The organism is Oceanobacillus sp. FSL K6-0127 (genome assembly GCF_037983385.1).
Lineage (GTDB): Bacteria > Bacillota > Bacilli > Bacillales > Amphibacillaceae > Oceanobacillus > Oceanobacillus profundus.
In genome coordinates this window covers 456,075-473,820 of record NZ_CP150287.1, presented here as the reverse complement: position 1 = coordinate 473,820, position 17,746 = coordinate 456,075, and the positions used below count along the sequence as shown (strand labels likewise).

The following is a 17,746-nucleotide window of genomic DNA, read 5'->3' as shown; positions in this document are numbered from 1 at the left end:
TGTTTTTTCATGTATGTCCATTTTCATTTTTCGAGCTTGTCCAGTTCGTTAAGTAACGCATCTAGTTCCTGTGAAATTTCAATGACCTTGTTATCATTTAAATTATCTTTAGAAGCATGATACATTTTAACTCTCAACTGCTCAATCCGTAATTCTAGTTGCTTTCGGTTTTCCAAATAAGAACACCCGCTTTCTTTTAGTAGGTATATTTCCCGAGAAAACCTTGTTGAAACCTTATCTAGAAAGGACTTCCACCTTTAGGAAAATATGTGAAAGGTAGCTCTTATCCTTCTTGTGTCAATTCAGAATCATTTGTCATATGACTGTATATAGGTGAAATTCTACTACAAATAGGATAATTAATAAACCTTTGATATACTTGAAAAAAATAGAACGAAAAGGAATGTGCTTTATGAAGATATCGATTGTTTCTGTCGGAAAGTTAAAAGAAAAATATTTAAAGCAAGGAATACAGGAGTATTTGAAACGATTAGGTGCGTATGCAAAGGTAGATGTCATCGAAGTTGCTGATGAAAAAGCCCCGGAAAGCATGAGCGAAGCGGAAATGTTAGAGGTCAAACGAAAAGAAGGCGAACGGATCCTTTCACAAATTGCCCCAGACACGTATGTCATTACACTAGAAATCAACGGAAAAATGCTAAGCTCCGAGCAGCTAGCTGCGAAAATGGATGAACTTGCGACATATGGAAAAAGCAAGATTGTGTTTGTTATTGGTGGATCACTAGGGATAAGTGATGATGTGCAAAAGCGAAGTGACTTAGCATTGTCGTTTTCTAAGATGACGTTTCCTCATCAGTTGATGCGGTTGATCTTGTTAGAGCAGGTTTATCGGGGGTTTCGGATTAATCGGGGGGAACCGTACCACAAATAGAGATAAAATTATTGTAGGTAACAGATAAGACTTTAATACAATGGAAGACCACTAATGTGGTCTTCTTAATTTATATTATAGAGTTAACAACTAATAGGAATATAAGGTTATATTAAGGGGGATAATCCAGTAGCCGTTGTCATATAATTCTTGCAAACACAAAGCTTTTCTTTATAAAAAGGCGCTGCTAGTTCTTAAATAATTCCCATCTAATTTGTCTTTTTTTCACTTTATAATTCCGTGTAATACCATCTCCATTGCTACATCCAACACTTCCTCAGGGATTTCTTCTTCTTCTAAATAAATCCATCTCATCCCGAGAAACTGACCGATGCCCATTAAACTATAAGCCAACGATTCGTGGTTTAGTAACTTAAATTCACCTGTATTATCAATTTCTTTTAAAGCTCTAATATAACCAGTTGCTAATTTCTCGTAGTACCAGCGATATAAATCCTTATCAACAATAACAGCCTGCAGAACAATGCTGTATAAGTTTCGGTTTTCACTTACCCACTCAAAAAATGCTTCAAAACCTCTTCGATGCACATTGACCTGAGGCGATTTTTCGATTGCCTGTTTAATAAAAATCCGCATATCCCGGCTCATTTGCTGAACTAATTCATCATAAATCGCCTTTTTTGAGGGGAAATACTTATAGAACGTCCCTTGCGCAACATTTGATTCTTGGGTGATTTCGACAATTGACGCTTCGAAATACCCCCTCGTACCAAAAACCTTTTCAGCTGCTTTTAATAGTTTCTTTCGTGTGTTTAACCCCTTTTTCGTTAATTCTTTTTCAGTTTTTAGTGACAAGTAAATCACCTCTCTTTTTGTTACTTTATCTTCATCTATATATGACAATTAAATTATCTCTCATTTTAAGATAGAATTTAAACTTTGTAAATATACTAAAATAAATCTATCTTGAAAGTTTTGAAAAAATTTAGTATAATCAAAAATAAAAAAGTGAATCACCTGTCACAATTAACAAGGGGCAAAAATTAGTTAGCAGAGAAAAGGGGTGATGACAAGGCAAAAATTATTGAAAATCGATAGCTGAGGGGATTTTTGGGAGACGGATTATTTTGACACTCCATTATTAATGTTGAAGGCAGGTGTGGTGCAAGGAATATTTTATAATTATTTCCCAACAAAAGAAACGGTTAATGATGAACGGCTTTATCAATTGAGTTTCAGGCTCCGGCATTATATAAAACTGACGTGAAAGAATATCAGGGGCTTAAAGAATAGCAAAAAGCCGGCTACCTCACGTGTCTTGACTGGATAATCCGGCACAGAGACAAAATACAAAGGGAGTTGAATCTGATTTGAAAGAACGAGAATTTGTCATGACGGACGAGCCTTGTGAAACGGTTGACATCAAAAAGCTGCAAAATCTGGATAGGGAAACAAAGTATATTGTTAGTTCCGAATTTCGAACCGGTTTATCATTGACCATTATTTATTTTATTTTTATTATTTCGGTTCCGGTGATGAACTGGTATAAACCGGATTGGGCATTTACCAAACTGGTTGGCGGAATGTCTGCAAGCTGGTTTTTAACATCAATAATTGCCATGGTTATGGCTTTTGTCATTGCTTATGTGCATACCAGGCTTTATGAGAGATGGGAAAAGAAAGTTCAAGCACTCAAACCTTCAGCCGGAAATGAAGAAGAGAAGGAGACGGTTGTATGATGGAAATATTGCTGGACCCAAAGTATCTTTTTACCATTATTCTGCTAGGAACTATTGTCTATATTACCTATTTATCAAAAAGAAATGATAATTCAAGCGACTTTTTCGTTGGTGGGCGTGTGTTCGGTTGGTTTACAAATGGTTCAGCGATTGCTGGAGATTACCTGAGCGCTGCCACATTTCTAGGTCTTGCAGGTCTCACCTTCTCCATTGGTTATGACGGAGCCTTTTATACATTTAGCTTTTCAATCGGGTTAACCCTTTTGGCACTATTTGTCGCCGGTCCATTGCGCCGATTGGGGGCGTATACCGTAGCTGATTTTGTCGCGTATCGTTTTCACAGCAAACGGGCCAGGGTTATCGCTGTAGTTGTTGTTTTGGCTATTTCAGGTTTTTATGCAGCACCACAGTTGCTTGGAGCTGCATCCATTTTAAGCATGTTCTTTGGGACTTCCTATGAATTAGGAATTATTTTTACAACTGTTGTCATGATTTTCTATGTTGGAGTCGGCGGAATGAAAGGAACAACATTAAATCAGGCGTTGGAGCTTTGGATCCGATTGGGCGCGTTTATCGTTATGGTTGGGGCCGCCATTTATGGTGGTTTCCATTACCAGCAAATTCTAGCGACCATCAGTGAATTCACTGGAACAATCATCAACACAGGCGCCTTTACAGAAGACGGAAAAGATATTGTCTTCAACGGGGCAACATGGTACCAATCGGGAGCTTTTAATCCAAATTTTTGGCATAGCCTTTCCATGGTGATCGGGCTTGCATTGGGAGTAATAGGGTTACCTCATATTTTATTGCGTTTTTATACAAATCCAAATGCCAAAGCCGCACGGAAGTCTGCAGTTATGTCGATTGGTATTGCTAGCTTATTCTTTGGGCTCGCTGTATACCTCGGTGTTGTCGGTCGGGCGATTTTTTTGGAAGGGAATGCAAGTTCCGAGGTTATGAATAACTTGGTTACCGGTGGCGATAACATGGTAATTCCGTCCATAGCAACGGCGCTTGGAGGTCAATGGCTTCTGGGACTCGTTATTGCAGGTGCATTTGCGGCAATTTTCTCAAACCTGTCAGGACTGTTTATTGCCAGTTCGGGAGCGATCGCCCATGACTTGTATGCAAAGTTTTCAAAGAAAGAACTAACGGAAAAGCAACGTGTTGGTGCCGCGAAATGGGCAATTGTATTTCTCGGAATACTTTACGGAATCCTTGGTATTTTGGTTAAAGAAGCGTCTATTGGCCACCTCGTTGCTCTTGCTTTTACCGTCGGGGCAAGTACATTTGCCCCCATTTTTATACTTGGTATATGGTGGAGAGGCATCACGGAAAAAGGGGCGATTGCTGGTCTAGTTATGGGTCTTTTGGCTTCCATGTTCATGATCTTTTTCTCATCCGTTCTGCCGGAAGCGTTGCAATTTAGAGTTCCGGGCATCATTACTGTCCCTATCGGTTTCTTATCCGTAATTATCGTATCAAAACTGGATGGAAAGGTGCCGGCAGACGTAAACTCGTTCATGCGAAAGGTTCATTCGAAGGAAGATGCTGCATAATGGGCTGTTTCTGGACAAGCCACAAGTAGCGGAATTTTAAAAGCAGGAGTGATGATTCTGCAAAGAAGATCGCACCTATGCTGAAAAATTATAATTTTTAAATGAAATTTCTTAGTATACTGTTGGGAGGGGTCAAAATGTACGTACCATTACTATTAACAGATTTTTTAGATCGAGCCGTTAAATTATATGGCGATAAAACGGCAGTCATTGATGACGAAAAGGTTGTCACTTATTTTGAGCTAAATGAAAGAGTAAACAGGCTTTCCCACGGGCTGAAAGAGCTTGGGGTCGAAAAAGGTGACAAAGTTGCTATCTTGGCACCAAATACATTGGAAATGTTAGAAGGATTCTACGGAGTATTTCAATTGGGAGCCGTTACTGTCCCGCTAAATATTCGGTTAAAGCCGAATGATTATTTGTTTATTCTAAACCATAGTGAAACTAAAGTTTTACTTGTGGACTATGAATTGTACGGTCTTATCGATCCGGTCCGAGAACAGTTAAATGTTGAACAGATCATTGTTCACGGGGGTAGCAAAATCGAACTTGAAGAAAACGATCTTAATTATGAGGTGTGGCTGGACCGATTTTCGGCAAAGCCGTTTGACCGTGCAGAAATGGACGAAACAGATATTGCCAGCCTGCTTTACACAAGCGGCACAACAGGAGATCCGAAAGGCGTTATGCTCACGCATCGAAACAATTACCTGCAGGCCCTTCAAGTAATGCATCATTTACATGTAACTGACCAAGACGCAGTGCTTCATGTATTGCCTATGTTTCACGTCAATGGATGGGGCTCGATATTTTATTATACAGGGAACGGTTCTACCCAGGTCATGTTAAGAAAAACCCGTCCTAATATTATTTTCGAAAAGCTGCAAAAGCATGATGTGACGATTATGCATATGGCCCCTACCGTGCTGAATTCCCTGCTCCAATATTATGATGAAGGCAAACTAAATATAAATCAAAATGTAAGGGTTGTCATTGGCGGTTCCGCACCACCTGTTACGTTTGTAGCTAAAGTGGAGGAAGAATTAGGCTGGGAATTTATACAAATCTATGGAATGACAGAAACATCCCCACTTACTCTTACATCACTTATCCGCGCCCAACATGTAGATGAGCCTAAAGAAGTCCAATACCGGATGAAATCAAAGGCGGGCTATCAAATGTTTTTAACTGACGTGAAGGTAGTCAATGAAGAAGGTGAAGAAGTTGCGTCTAACGGTCAGGAAATTGGTGAGCTTGTAATTCGGAGCAACGGTGTGATGGAAGGCTATTGGAAGAATGAAAAGGCGACAAATGAAGTCATCAGAAATGGCTGGTTTCATACCGGGGATATGGGAGTCGTCGACAGTGAAGGAAATATTGAAATTGTCGACAGGAAAAAAGATGTTATTATTAGCGGTGGAGAAAATATTTCGTCCATTGAGGTGGAAAATATCCTGTATGAACATCCAGCAGTAATAGAAGCGGCTGCGATTTCCATCCCTCACGAAAAATGGGGAGAGACCCCGCATGCCGTTGTAGTTGTCCGCGATGGAGCAACGGTAACGGAAGAAGAAATCATTGCTTTTGCAAGAGAACGGCTCGCCCACTATAAAGCCCCAACATCCGTCAGCTTTGTAGAAGAGCTGCCTAAAACAGGTTCGGGCAAAATACAAAAGGCACATTTACGAAACGAATTTTGGAAAAACAAGGATAGAATGGTTAATTAAGAAGGAAAGTAGGGCAATGGTATCGGGTTATATTGCTTCAATCATAAATACAAAAGGCGCCATCTTGATGGTGCCGATCCCTGTAAGTTAGATTATAAAATCTAACTTACAGGGATGTTTTCATTTCGAGAGTAATCCGAGAGGTATAAAAATTTATGTATGGTGTTTTATATCAAGTTAAAGGGGAAAACGATCAACAGCATTAAGCAAGGAGCGATACCATGAAACCTATCATCCAAAAAGGGTTAAAACAAATCCAAGAAGAACAAATTCAAGAAATTCATGCTGTCACTGGCGGGGATATTAATGAAGCATATTATGTTCGAACAAAACACCAAGAATACTTTGTTAAGTTAAATAAAGAAATGGATGTTTCCTTTTTCGAATTTGAAGCAGAAGGACTTTCTGCCATTCGTCAAACAGGAGCGATAAATGTTCCTGCTGTTTATGGTGTGCAGAAGGATAAGGAAACACAAATACCAATGCTATTTATGGAATGGGTTGAAGGGAAGAAAGAAAATAATACGGATGAGATCTTAGGTGAGCGTCTAGCAGCATTGCATTTAAGTGAGGGTCCTGGATTTGGATGGGAAGGTAAAAGTTATATCGGGAAGCTAATGCATGACAATCATCTTCACAATAGCTGGCTTACTTATTATCGTGATGCTCGCCTATTGGAGCAAATAAAAATAGGACAATCACAAAAAAGCATATCTGGAGAGCGAAACAAACAACTAATGAGATTACTAGAAAAACTTGATACATGGATTCCGAATAATCCTAAATCTAGTACATTACATGGAGATCTCTGGGGAGGAAACTGGATGACTGGTAAGGGTGGAGTACCCTATTTAATCGACCCATCCATTTTGTTTGGAGACCATGAGTTTGAAATGGCTTTTACAGAGTTATTTGGAGGTTTTTCACAACGTTTTTATGATGCGTACCATTCTGTGTTTCCATTATCACCGGAATATGAAACACGAAAAGAACTTTATCAACTATATTATCTACTAGCTCACTTAAACATGTTTGGTGAATCGTATGGAGGATCAGTCGACCGAATTGTTAGAAAGTATGTTGGATAGAAAGGATTATTTGCATACCATTGTGAATGAGGATGAACAGCTTCTTGAAGTTTCCATCAGCTTAGAAATTATTGTGATTAAATTTGATATGTAGGAATTTAGGGGAAATGATTTTATGTAATGAAATTCATCTAGAATCCTAGTTGAATATTAAAGCGTTTACATATATGATTAACTTAATTCTACAATAGCGGGGTGTTAAGAATGGAATCGAGTAAGAAAGAAATCATAACAGTTGATACAACAGTTCAAAAACCAGTTGAAAAAGTGTGGGAATGCTGGACGAATCCAAAGCACATCACACAATGGTCCAATGCTTCTGATGACTGGCATGCACCAAAAGCAGAGAACGATTTAAGAGCGGGAGGTAACTTCCTAACACGAATGGAAGCGAAAGACGGCAGCTTCGGATTTGATTTCACAGGCGTTTATGATGAAGTTAAGCAGTATGAGTTAATTTCTTACACGCTGGAGGACGGTAGAAAAGTTGAAATTACGTTTATTGGTCAGGAAAATGGCACAAAGGTAGTGGAGACATTCCAAGCTGAAAATACCAATTCCATTGAGATGCAGAAAGCAGGGTGGCAGGCGATACTTGATAATTTTAAAAAATATAGTGAAGCTATCTCTACCCAAGAAATTTAAAAGCTGTTTTTCATAATGGTGGGGAAACAACGACATTTTTGAAATACTAGAATACAGAGTAAAAAACACTAAATGTTGGAGGGGTTTTATGCAAAAAATAGTTCCGCATTTATGGTATGACAAGGAAGCAAAAGAAGCAGCTTCGTTTTATATCAGTTTATTTGATCAGTCCAAATTACTGCATGTGGCTGTTATTGGAGACACGCCATCTGGTGACTCTGAAATAGTAAGCTTTGAACTGGCTGGTCAGGAATTTCAAGCAATAAGTGCGGGTCCATATTTCAAATTGAACCCAACGGTTTCGTTAATGGTAGCTTGCGTGACCGAAGAAGAAGTTAACACCAAATGGGAGGCATTAGCAGACGGGGGCACGGAATTAATGCCACTTGGCGAATATCCGTTTAGCAAGCTGTATGGCTGGGTGCAGGATCGCTATGGTTTGTCCTGGCAGTTAATGCTCGTAGACGAGGGCCAGGCTTCACAAAAAATTACGCCAAATATGCTTTTCTCTGGGGATGCATGCGGAAAGGCTGAAGAAGCAGTAAACTTCTACACCGAAATAGTTGAACATGCTAAAACAGGGATAATCAGCAAGTATGAATCTGGTGAATCCCACTCAGCAGAGGCAAGCGTGAAATATGCTGATTTCAATCTTTTTGGAATGAATATAGCAGCAATGGATAATGGAATGAACGTTGATTTTACTTTTAATGAAGCATTTTCTTTCATTATTAATTGTAAAGACCAGGAAGAGATTGATTATTACTGGGACAAGCTTTCTGCCGTACCAGAATCGGAACAATGCGGTTGGGTCAAAGATAAATTCGGTGTTTCCTGGCAGATTGTTCCGGATAACATTGATGAAGTTTTGTTTAATGGGCCCAAGGATGAGGCACGCAGAGCTTCTGAAGCACTACTGAAAATGAAGAAAATTGACATTAGCGCATTGGAAAGAGCTCGTTTGGCAAAATAAAGTAATATCAAAACATGGCCTTAACTCTTGGGTAGTATAGAGTTAAGGCCATGTTTTGTATTTGGAGATAGGGGTGAATTTTGTTACACTCCATTCGTTTTAAGGTGTAATAACTCATCTGCTCTATAAGCTGACCTCTCTTTACTGGATATTAAGAAATATATTTGATTATATAACTGGATAATTGGTTATATGGCAAATACTTACTTGAAATAGTAGAAATTTGTAGAAAAATGTCAAAAGTCATTGATTTTTCATACTATCCATTATATTATTATATTTAAATTTTTAGAAAAAGGGGGGTTCAGCGGTGGTTACTTTTATAGCATCTATTGTGTTGTTAATTGTTGGTTATATCGTTTATGGGAAGGTGGTTGAACGAATTTTTGGCATTAATGACCAAAACCCAACGCCTGCCTATACAAGCAATGATGGTCTTGATTATATGCCAATGAGTTGGTGGAAAGCGAGTTTAATTCAGCTTTTAAATATCGCTGGAACCGGTCCGATTTTTGGCGCAATAATGGGTGCGCTTTATGGTCCAGTAGCATTTATCTGGATTGTTGTTGGTTGTATTTTTGCTGGAGCGGTACATGATTACTTCTCCGGAATGGTATCACTTAGGCATAATGGAGCTCAATTTCCGACAATTGTCGGTAAATATTTGGGGGAAAATTTAAAATATATTACGACAATCGTTTCGATATTTCTAATGGTTTTGGTAGCGGCGGCTTTCACTGCAGCACCTGCTCAGTTATTGACGCAAATAACACCACTAAACTTTACGACATGGCTTCTTATTATATTCGTTTATTTAGTACTTGCAGCAGTTCTGCCAATTAATAAAGTAATTGGAAGGGTTTATCCAATTTTTGGAGCGATTTTAATTTTTATGGCTGTGTCGATTGGAATTGGTTTGTTCTTTTTTGATTACTCGATTCCAAATTTAACATTAAGCAATTTACATCCTGGAGAGATGCCAATTTGGCCATTATTAATGGTAACCATATCTTGTGGTGCAATCTCTGGATTTCATAGTACACAAAGTCCAATACTAGCTCGAACCTTGAAAAAAGAGAGTGAAGGCAGAAAAGTGTTTTATGGAGCAATGATTGGTGAAGGGGTTATTGCCATGATTTGGGCAGCAGCAGGAATGACCTTCTTTGGCAGTACTGGTGCATTGCAGACAGCACTGAACGCAGGAGGGCCTGCTGGAGTTGTTAATGAAATCAGTCTAACAACACTGGGGACATTTGGCGGGATTCTTGCAATATTGGGTATTGTCGTCCTTCCAATTACGACCGGTGATACGGCACTACGTTCTTCAAGAATGATGCTTGCAGAATTATTGACTCAAATAACTAAAAAAGACTTTAAAGGAAAAGGGAAGTTAGCATTACTTATTATTCCTATAGCAGGACCAGCACTATATCTTTCTACGATTGATTATAGCTTCCTCTGGCGCTATGTGGGTGGATCTAATCAGATTGTTGCTGCGGTAATGTTATGGACTGCAGCCATGTATCTTCTAAAAAATAACAAGTTTCATTGGATCTGCAGTATTCCTGCATTGTTCATGACAGCGGTAGTAAGTACGTATTGGTTTTACGCACCAGAGGGATTTAATCTGAGCTATGGTATTTCACTGATTCTAGGAATGGTTATTTGGTTGGCTGTACTTGCATGGTTTGTAAGACAACTTATTAAACATAAAGCAGCCGGCAACAATGAGGATTCGGATGTGAAAGCAGGGTAGCGGGTGAAGGGACAAAGATTCTCTTTGATTCCTTGTCCCAAATTACCTTCTGTTTTGGGGCGATGATCCTGACCCTACGTTCCCAAAAAGGAGATTACGGGGATGGATAAAGATATAGGAGAGTTTGTCAGGTTCTTTCTGTTTGAAGGAATTGCGACAAATATTTTTGGAATTATCATGTTTCTAGCTGGTATTTTCACCATTTTATTCGGAAGTTATATGGTTATTGGTAAAAAAGCCTTCAATCTAAAGTCAATATGATAAATATCATCAATTACCCTGTCACTTTATATAGAAGTGGCAGGGTTTTTCCATATGCAAAACTGTCCCATAAGTAAGTTGAATAGAACCATCCAAGCATTGATAGGCGTTGATTGGGTCGAAAACGTTAAGAGAAATAGTGCAAAAATGAATACGCCTGACTAAAACGGAGAAAGTATAAAGGGTCAATCTCAGGACCTTTAAATTGACAAAATAAAATGATTACGATACATTTATACTATATTCAAAATACCTTAATTAAATATAATTAAATTAAAAGTATTAGAATATAAAAACAGCAGAGAGGGATGACATATATGGAAAGGTTCGAAGGGAAAGCAGTACTTATCACTGGGGCAGGATCTGGTCTAGGTCGTGCTGTAGCATTACAAGTAGCTAAAGAAGGGGCAAAATTATCTTTAGTTGATTTAAATGAAAAGGGATTAGAAGAAACAAAAACGGAAGTACTTGAGGTAGCACCTAGTGCAGAAGTTCTTCTAGTAACGGCGAACGTTGCTAATGAGGATGAAGTAAAAAATTATGTAGATAAAACAGTAGAAGCATTTGGCACGATTGATGGATTCTTTAATAATGCTGGAATTGAAGGAAAACAAAACCTGACAGAAGATTTCGGTTCAGATGAATTCCAAAAAGTTGTTGATATTAACCTGAATGGTGTATTCTATGGCTTAAAATATGTTCTGAAAGTGATGAAGGAAAATGGCAGCGGGCACGTAGTAAATACTGCTTCAGTAGGTGGCATTCGTGGTGTTGGCAACCAATCAGGCTATGCCGCTAGTAAGCATGGTGTAGTTGGATTAACACATAACTCTGCGATTGAGTATGGCCAATACGGTATTACAATTAATGCAATTGCTCCAGGGGCAATTATGACCCCAATGGTTGAAGGATCATTAAAACAAATGGGTGGCGAAGATGGCTGGGAAGAAGTTGGAAAAGCATTTGTCGAGCCAAACCCAATGAAACGTTTCGGTAAACCAGAAGAAGTAGGCTACTTAACTGCCTTCCTTTTATCTGACCATGCAGGATTTGTTAATGCCGCTGTTGTGCCAATTGATGGTGGACAGTCTTATAAATATTAAGTTTCAATTAGATATTATTTAAACGCGGATAAATGAATTAAACAGTTCTAGATATGGAGAAGCAGGGGATCAGAAACAGATTCCCTGTTTCTTCAGTATTCCGCACACATTCGAACTCAAAAAGCTTCAGGTTGGGCTTACAACAATTCAATGCATAACTTTTAAGCCGACTAGAATGAAGAATACCTTCTGTAAATAAACTTACTCTGCAATTTAGCGACTACTTCTCTTTTCTCGCACAGCGACGATAGGTGTTGTTGCACCATGTTCTTTCCGGATGGTTTTTCTTGCCTCTGCATGTGTTCTGGCATTTATCGTTTTAAGCAGTTTTTTTCCATCTATTTCAGCTTCCACAAGAAAGCACTTTTCGCCGCACCTCAATTGAATCTCTCCTTCTAAATTACAAATTGTACATATATAAGAGTAAATAAGAAAAATTCCGTTAACCCTATTATACGCTGTTATCGAACGGATGCTATGAAATATAATTCTGCTCATTTTATACCGTACAGAATAAACACTACACGAATAACTCTCTACCAATTAATTCAATAAAACTGTTGAAAAAACAAACAAAAACAACTCTATTTATTCTCTTGACAAGAATATAAACACAGTATAAAATGACTTTGATGCGAAAAACAACAGTTTAGTACTTTATAAACTATTTCAGACTGTGAATAGAAAGAAGTGTTGTGAATTTTATCTTGGTATCTTAGAAAAATGTTGCGATTTAGCACATATAGCGATTATGTACGTCGCTAATGGCGAACAGAGAACAAAAGCAGGCAGTCTGATTCTCTATTTTAAATTCATTTTGTAAGCACTGCCAATTGAGTTTGAGATGAATGAGTTTGGTCATTTATTGAGAGTGTATATAGTGGGAGCGCACTGAGATGCTGCTATCTATAAGGAACAAATTACAATATCTTTATATAAAGCAAACAGAACTGCTAAAAATTACATTGGGGGGCTAATATATGCCATTATTAATTGTTGCAATAGGGGTACTGTTACTACTTATTTTTATCATGAAATTTAAATTAAACACATTTGTTTCATTAATTATTGTTTCGTTTATTGTAGCCCTAGCGCTAGGAATGCCTATGGGGGAAGTTGTTGGGTCGATTGAAAGCGGTTTAGGTGGAACACTTGGTCACATTGCCTTAATCTTTGGTATGGGTGCCATGCTTGGTAGATTAATTGCAGATGCAGGTGGAGCGAACCGCATTGCGATAACGCTAATTGACAAATTTGGCGAAAAAAGAATTCAATGGGCTGTATTATTTGCCTCATTTATAGTTGGTATCGCATTATTCCTTGAAGTAGCAATTGTATTACTTGTTCCGATTATATTCTCAATCGCAAAGGAATTAAAAGTTTCTATTGTTAAACTAGGACTACCAATGGTTACTGCTGCATTGGCAACGCATGCATTTTTACCTCCGCATCCAGGCCCAACCGTAGTAGCTGCGGAATATGGTGCAAATATTGGCTTGGTCCTAATTTACGGAATTATAGTCGCTATCCCAACAGTTATTTTTGCGGGTATCTTGTATCCGAAGCTTGCAAAAAAGATTGTGCCGACTGCATTTACGAGAGAAGGCAGTGCATCGTTTGGTGTCCAAAAGACATTTAAATTAGAAGAAATGCCTGGTTTTGGTATTAGTTTATTTACAGCACTGTTTCCTGTTATTCTAATGGCTTTAGGTGCTATCGTTGATATGGTTCAGCCGGTCTTCGGCTTTTCCGATAACATGTTAGTGAGTTTGATTCGTTTCATTGGTAATTCTTCAACTGCTATGTTGCTTTCTTTATTACTGGCAGTTTATACAATGGGATTGAGAAGAAATATTCCAATTAAGACATTAATGGATTCTTGTTCTTCCGCAATCAATGCCTTAGGTATGCTGCTGCTAATCATCGGTGGTGGCGGTGCTTTAAAACAAGTGCTTATTGATGGTGGTGTTGGTGATTATGTTGCTGATATCTTTGCAGGATCTGCAATGTCTCCGGTCTTCTTTGCTTGGATGGTCGCAGCAATATTACGTATTTGCTTAGGGTCTGGAACGGTTGCAACGCTAACAACAGCAGGATTGGTTATACCTTCACTTGCTGGAATTCCCGACGTTAATCTAGAGCTAGTTGCTCTTGCGACAGGAGCAGGTAGTGCTATTGCATCACATGTTAACGATGCCGGCTTCTGGATGGTTAAAGAATCTCTAGGTATGACATTAAAAGAAGCATTTGGAACATATACCGTACTGTCCACAATCGTTGCTGTATCTGGTCTTGTATGTACTTTATTATTAGATATCATAATTTAAAAAAACAAAACAACCATGTTATAGATTCTGTTCTATAAAATGGTTGTTTTTTTACATGCAGTTCTTCCAGATTTCGTTTGAACGCTGGTATTCCAATTAGTATTGAAATCGCTTTATCAATTACTTTTACTTTGAGGGAATATGGCTTATAATTAATAGTGTTGCAAATTGCATACTATCAACTATTAAAGTAAGTAAAATGAAACGGAATAGGAAACAATGTATTCAACTTCCTTTACAGATTACAAGATTACAACTTTTAATGGGAAATCTACAATAGGTTTAGGTTAAGAAACTCATTGTAATTAAAAGATAAAAGAAATACATAACTTGATTTTAGTGACAGAAGGTGAAGTAAAATGATAAAAGCGTTGGTAATCGTCCCTTATGAGGGACTGCTTGAAATGATGAAAGATATCAGTCAAGAAATAGAAGATATTGAATTACACATTGAATTAGGTAACTTATATGAAGGTGTCGCAATTGCAAAGAATGCTGAAAATGAAGGCTACCATGTTGTTATCAGTCGTGGCGGTACGGCTTCAATGATACAAGAGGCGGTATCCATCCCGGTAATCGATATTCAAGTTTCTGGCTACGATGTATTACGCATTTTAACACTTGTAAAAGGATTTTCTGGCAAAGCTGCTATTGTTGGATTTTCGAATATCACACAAGGTGCAGCTACAATATGTAAGCTGCTGGATTTAGATGTTAAGACATTAACGATTACAAGAGACAATGAAGTAAAAGAAAAATTAACGGCCTTAAAAAAGCAAGGCTATGGGGTAGTAATTGGAGACGTCATAACGATGCAGGCTGCAAAACAATTAGGTATGACAGGAGTTCTGATTACATCTGGTAAAGAAGCGATTATGGATGCGTTAGAAGAAACAAGAAGATCCTATCGTTTATTTTCAAGACTACAGCAGGATATTGCGTTAATGCAAACGATTCTTGATAGTAATGAACAGGCTATCGGGGTTTTCAATCAAGCAGCGGAAATGACGTATGGTAATGCGCGATTTCATAGCGAATTTCATTGGTTGCAATTAGACGATGCTACCGATGTAAAAAAACTTATGCAGGAAACAATCTTAACAAACAAAAAGCAAGTAAAAACCCTTTACATTAATAATGAATTATGGAAAATAACAACATGCCCGATCAACGGTGAAGCGGCATTATTTTTTGAAAAAGCACATTCAAATCAAACGACTGTGCAAAGTGAGCATGGAAAGCAAAATGCAATTGAATTGCATACGCCTCCCTCTCGGACTCCAATTTCAGGAAAAAGTCAGGCAACCCAGAAGGTATTGGATCAAATCAATCGATACGGAAAACGTGATGAGCCTGTCTGGATTTCCGGGGAGCAAGGGAATGGAAAGGAATTAGTTGCCCATTCCATTTATTTAAAAAGGAAAGCTTCGGATGAACTGTTGATTACATTGCATTGCGATATGATAAGTGCAGAGCAATTGAAGGAGCTCATGAAGGAGGGATTTTTTCAAAAGTACGCCAATGGAGTGATTTTCTTAAAGCATATCGACAACCTGAATGCTTATATGCAAAAGGAATTATTAAGTGTCCTTCAGGATGAAAATGAACAGAAACCACAATGGCTTGTATCTTCAACCGATAATATGGATAAAAAGATTAAAAATGGAGATTTTCATCGTGCGTTATACCAATTGTTAGCGCGATCACAGATTCAAATACCGCCGCTTCGTGAACGGAGAGAAGATATTGAGGATTTAGTACACGTATTTATTTCCGATTTGCATCCGAAGTATGGCAATGAAGTCGTCGGGATTCGGGATGATGCACTGGAGCAGCTTGTCCACTATGATTGGCCTGGAAATGTGGCACAGCTGAAGCATGTAATGGAGCAATTATTTTTGGAGGCACAATCCTATTATATTGAGAAAGCAGAAGTGGACATTGTATTTAAGAGATTGGAACATCAAGCAAGGTGGAATGATGCATTATCGTATATTGACATTAGTGGTACATTAGAAGAAATCGAAAAAGAAGTGATTGCAAAAGTCCTTGAAGATGAAGGAATGAATCAATCCAGAGCGGCTAAACGTTTAGGAATTAATCGATCGACCTTATGGCGCAAGCTTAAATAATAGCTTGCGTTTTTCTATGCAAAAATGCTCTTTCTGATGCAAAATACAACAATATATAGAAATTAAAAAATAAATAAACCAAATCATTGCTAAATGCAACGTTTTGGTTTATGATTGTTATTGAAAGCGTTATTAGAATAGATAATAGAAATAAATATAATGCGATATACGATAGACAATAAGTAGAAATAAAGCGAAAACGCAAAAACGCAAAAAAGCAAATGCTGAGATTGTTAAGAGGGGAGGTAAACAGAATGAAACTGGCAGTGATAGCAGATGATTTAACAGGTGCAAATGATACAGGCGTTCAGTTTGCGAAAAAAGGGTTAAGCACAACGGTGCTTTTTTCAGATACACACTTACAGCCAGTGCATTTAAGTGAAGATGTCATCGTTTTAAATTCAGATAGTCGTGCCCTCGATTTTCAAAAAGCTTATGATATTGTTTTCAATCTATCAACAGAATTAAACAAATTAGGCGTAACAAAAGTGTTTAAGAAAATCGATTCAACGATGAGAGGGAATGTCGGTCAGGAAATTGATGCAGTAATGGATGTATTTCAATTTAAGACGTCATTTGTCGTACCAGCTTTTCCAAAAAGCAAGCGAACAACCGTGGATGGTAAGCACTATGTGCATGGGGTACTATTAGCAGAATCGGAAATTGCAAACGACCCCTCCTGTCCTGTGAAAGAAAGTTACCTTCCAAAATTATTGCAGGAGCAAAGCAAGCGGGACATTGAATTGATCTCCATTTCGGATGTTCAAAAAGGAAAACACCACTTATTGGAAAAAATGATAGCGATAACTGCGGATACTCCTTCCAAAATTATCGTTATAGATGCTACAACAGATGAAGAATTAAAGTCAATTGTGGAAGCCGCGGAAATGCTTGAAGAGAATTTCCTTTGGGTTGGTTCGGCAGGAGTTGCCTCTCACCTTTCAAGCAAAGGCAACTATGACGAGGTAGTACTTAACAAGCAAATAGATGAACGACCGCCAGTATTGGTGGTAGCAGGCAGTGTGAACACAATTACCCATCAACAAATTCGGGATTTACGAAAACGGAATACTGTAGAAGAAATTGTCATTTCTCCTGAAGCATTCTTTTATGAAGAGGAACGAAAGCGCGAGATTGATCGTGTTGTTCAAGCAGGTCAAGCATTACTGGGAAAAGGTGATCTAGTAATAACGACTGATCGTGGGCAAGAGGCGATGAATCGAGTGAAGGAACTGAAACGAGAACTAAGTTTATCAAACTTTGAGGTAGGGCATACGATTGCCGAATCAATGGGAATCATTGCCGGTCAGTTAATTGAATCGAAGGACATTTGTGGTGCTGTTTTAACTGGTGGAGATATTGCAGGTGCAGCCTGTAAAGCATTAAAGGGTGAAGGAATTCGAGTCATTGGTGAAGTAGAAGCAGGTATCCCATATGGTAAGCTATTCGGTGGATTGTATGACGGCATTCCGATTGTAACAAAGGCGGGTGCATTTGGTACCGAACAGGCACTTTCAAAAGCGCTTCAAACCGTTACGGAAGTGCATGGACATGCGATAAGCTGTAATGAATGATTTTTA

The 17,746-nt window shown here is 38.4% G+C and carries 16 protein-coding genes; 13 read left to right on the top strand and 3 right to left on the bottom strand.

Translation table 11 applies throughout. The features are described from left to right. Positions 1-23 precede the first annotated feature (23 nt). Positions 24-176, bottom strand: a complete 153-nt coding sequence (locus MHH64_RS02220) for an aspartyl-phosphate phosphatase Spo0E family protein (RefSeq protein WP_095314193.1) — start codon at positions 174-176, stop codon at positions 24-26. Positions 177-412: 236 nt separating this feature from the next. Here MHH64_RS02220 and rlmH point away from each other — a divergent pair, with 236 nt between their 5' ends. Beyond that, positions 413-892: a 23S rRNA (pseudouridine(1915)-N(3))-methyltransferase RlmH gene (rlmH, locus tag MHH64_RS02215; protein WP_095314191.1), complete on the top strand. Its 480-nt coding sequence runs from the start codon at positions 413-415 to the stop codon at positions 890-892. A 225-nt stretch (positions 893-1,117) separates the two neighbouring features. On the opposite strand, the gene MHH64_RS02210 is transcribed toward rlmH, so the two are convergent. Beyond that, complete coding sequence (locus MHH64_RS02210; protein ID WP_340003253.1) at positions 1,118-1,717, bottom strand: TetR/AcrR family transcriptional regulator; 600 nt, start codon at positions 1,715-1,717, stop codon at positions 1,118-1,120. Positions 1,718-2,223: 506 nt separating this feature from the next. Between MHH64_RS02210 and MHH64_RS02205 the strand changes: the two genes are divergently transcribed. The 9 genes from MHH64_RS02205 (at position 2,224) to MHH64_RS02165 (ending at position 11,707) form a co-directional block, all read left to right on the top strand. Beyond that, the gene (locus MHH64_RS02205; RefSeq protein WP_340002622.1) at positions 2,224-2,592 is read left to right on the top strand and encodes a hypothetical protein; all 369 of its coding nucleotides are present in this window, start codon (positions 2,224-2,226) and stop codon (positions 2,590-2,592) included. After that, positions 2,589-4,154, top strand: a complete 1,566-nt coding sequence (locus MHH64_RS02200; RefSeq protein ID WP_095310087.1) for a cation acetate symporter — start codon at positions 2,589-2,591, stop codon at positions 4,152-4,154. Before MHH64_RS02205 ends, MHH64_RS02200 begins: the two co-directional genes overlap by 4 nt. Before the next feature lie 137 nt (positions 4,155-4,291). After that, positions 4,292-5,881, top strand: a complete 1,590-nt coding sequence (locus MHH64_RS02195; RefSeq protein WP_340002621.1) for a long-chain-fatty-acid--CoA ligase — start codon at positions 4,292-4,294, stop codon at positions 5,879-5,881. 221 nt (positions 5,882-6,102) lie between these two features. Further along, a complete protein-coding gene (locus MHH64_RS02190) occupies positions 6,103-6,969 on the top strand; it encodes a fructosamine kinase family protein (RefSeq protein WP_340002620.1) in 867 nt (288 codons plus the stop codon). A gap of 204 nt (positions 6,970-7,173) precedes the next feature. After that, positions 7,174-7,614 (top strand): SRPBCC family protein, encoded by a 441-nt coding sequence (locus MHH64_RS02185; RefSeq protein WP_251659769.1) that lies wholly within the window; start codon positions 7,174-7,176, stop codon positions 7,612-7,614. Between the two features lie 88 nt (positions 7,615-7,702). Further along, positions 7,703-8,587 (top strand): VOC family protein, encoded by an 885-nt coding sequence (locus tag MHH64_RS02180; protein WP_340002619.1) that lies wholly within the window; start codon positions 7,703-7,705, stop codon positions 8,585-8,587. A 310-nt stretch (positions 8,588-8,897) separates the two neighbouring features. Further along, on the top strand, positions 8,898-10,343 hold the full coding sequence (locus MHH64_RS02175; protein WP_095310099.1) for a carbon starvation CstA family protein: 1,446 nt from the start codon (positions 8,898-8,900) through the stop codon (positions 10,341-10,343). 102 nt (positions 10,344-10,445) lie between these two features. Continuing rightward, complete coding sequence (locus tag MHH64_RS02170; RefSeq protein ID WP_340002618.1) at positions 10,446-10,604, top strand: hypothetical protein; 159 nt, start codon at positions 10,446-10,448, stop codon at positions 10,602-10,604. Between the two features lie 317 nt (positions 10,605-10,921). Next, positions 10,922-11,707, top strand: coding sequence for an SDR family oxidoreductase (locus MHH64_RS02165; protein WP_251659777.1), 786 nt, complete (start codon positions 10,922-10,924; stop codon positions 11,705-11,707). A gap of 213 nt (positions 11,708-11,920) precedes the next feature. Here the strand turns inward: MHH64_RS02165 and MHH64_RS02160 are convergent, their stop codons facing one another. After that, positions 11,921-12,088, bottom strand: a complete 168-nt coding sequence (locus MHH64_RS02160; RefSeq protein WP_340002617.1) for a hypothetical protein — start codon at positions 12,086-12,088, stop codon at positions 11,921-11,923. Between the two features lie 599 nt (positions 12,089-12,687). Between MHH64_RS02160 and MHH64_RS02155 the strand changes: the two genes are divergently transcribed. The 3 genes from MHH64_RS02155 (at position 12,688) to MHH64_RS02145 (ending at position 17,740) form a co-directional block, all read left to right on the top strand. Then, positions 12,688-14,034: a gluconate:H+ symporter gene (locus MHH64_RS02155; protein WP_095310102.1), complete on the top strand. Its 1,347-nt coding sequence runs from the start codon at positions 12,688-12,690 to the stop codon at positions 14,032-14,034. Positions 14,035-14,393: 359 nt separating this feature from the next. After that, positions 14,394-16,166: a PrpR N-terminal domain-containing protein gene (locus MHH64_RS02150; RefSeq protein ID WP_340002616.1), complete on the top strand. Its 1,773-nt coding sequence runs from the start codon at positions 14,394-14,396 to the stop codon at positions 16,164-16,166. A gap of 254 nt (positions 16,167-16,420) precedes the next feature. Continuing rightward, a complete protein-coding gene (locus tag MHH64_RS02145) occupies positions 16,421-17,740 on the top strand; it encodes a four-carbon acid sugar kinase family protein (RefSeq protein WP_340002615.1) in 1,320 nt (439 codons plus the stop codon). The last annotated feature ends 6 nt before the right edge of the window (positions 17,741-17,746 follow it).

Coding starts and splice junctions, on each gene's coding strand:
- MHH64_RS02150 (WP_340002616.1), top strand. CDS start 14,394: ATGATAAAAGCGTTGGTAATCGTCCCTTATGAGGGACTGCTTGAAATG.
- MHH64_RS02180 (WP_340002619.1), top strand. CDS start 7,703: ATGCAAAAAATAGTTCCGCATTTATGGTATGACAAGGAAGCAAAAGAA.
- MHH64_RS02200 (WP_095310087.1), top strand. CDS start 2,589: ATGATGGAAATATTGCTGGACCCAAAGTATCTTTTTACCATTATTCTG.
- MHH64_RS02145 (WP_340002615.1), top strand. CDS start 16,421: ATGAAACTGGCAGTGATAGCAGATGATTTAACAGGTGCAAATGATACA.
- MHH64_RS02155 (WP_095310102.1), top strand. CDS start 12,688: ATGCCATTATTAATTGTTGCAATAGGGGTACTGTTACTACTTATTTTT.
- rlmH (WP_095314191.1), top strand. CDS start 413: ATGAAGATATCGATTGTTTCTGTCGGAAAGTTAAAAGAAAAATATTTA.
- MHH64_RS02170 (WP_340002618.1), top strand. CDS start 10,446: ATGGATAAAGATATAGGAGAGTTTGTCAGGTTCTTTCTGTTTGAAGGA.
- MHH64_RS02195 (WP_340002621.1), top strand. CDS start 4,292: ATGTACGTACCATTACTATTAACAGATTTTTTAGATCGAGCCGTTAAA.
- MHH64_RS02185 (WP_251659769.1), top strand. CDS start 7,174: ATGGAATCGAGTAAGAAAGAAATCATAACAGTTGATACAACAGTTCAA.
- MHH64_RS02165 (WP_251659777.1), top strand. CDS start 10,922: ATGGAAAGGTTCGAAGGGAAAGCAGTACTTATCACTGGGGCAGGATCT.
- MHH64_RS02190 (WP_340002620.1), top strand. CDS start 6,103: ATGAAACCTATCATCCAAAAAGGGTTAAAACAAATCCAAGAAGAACAA.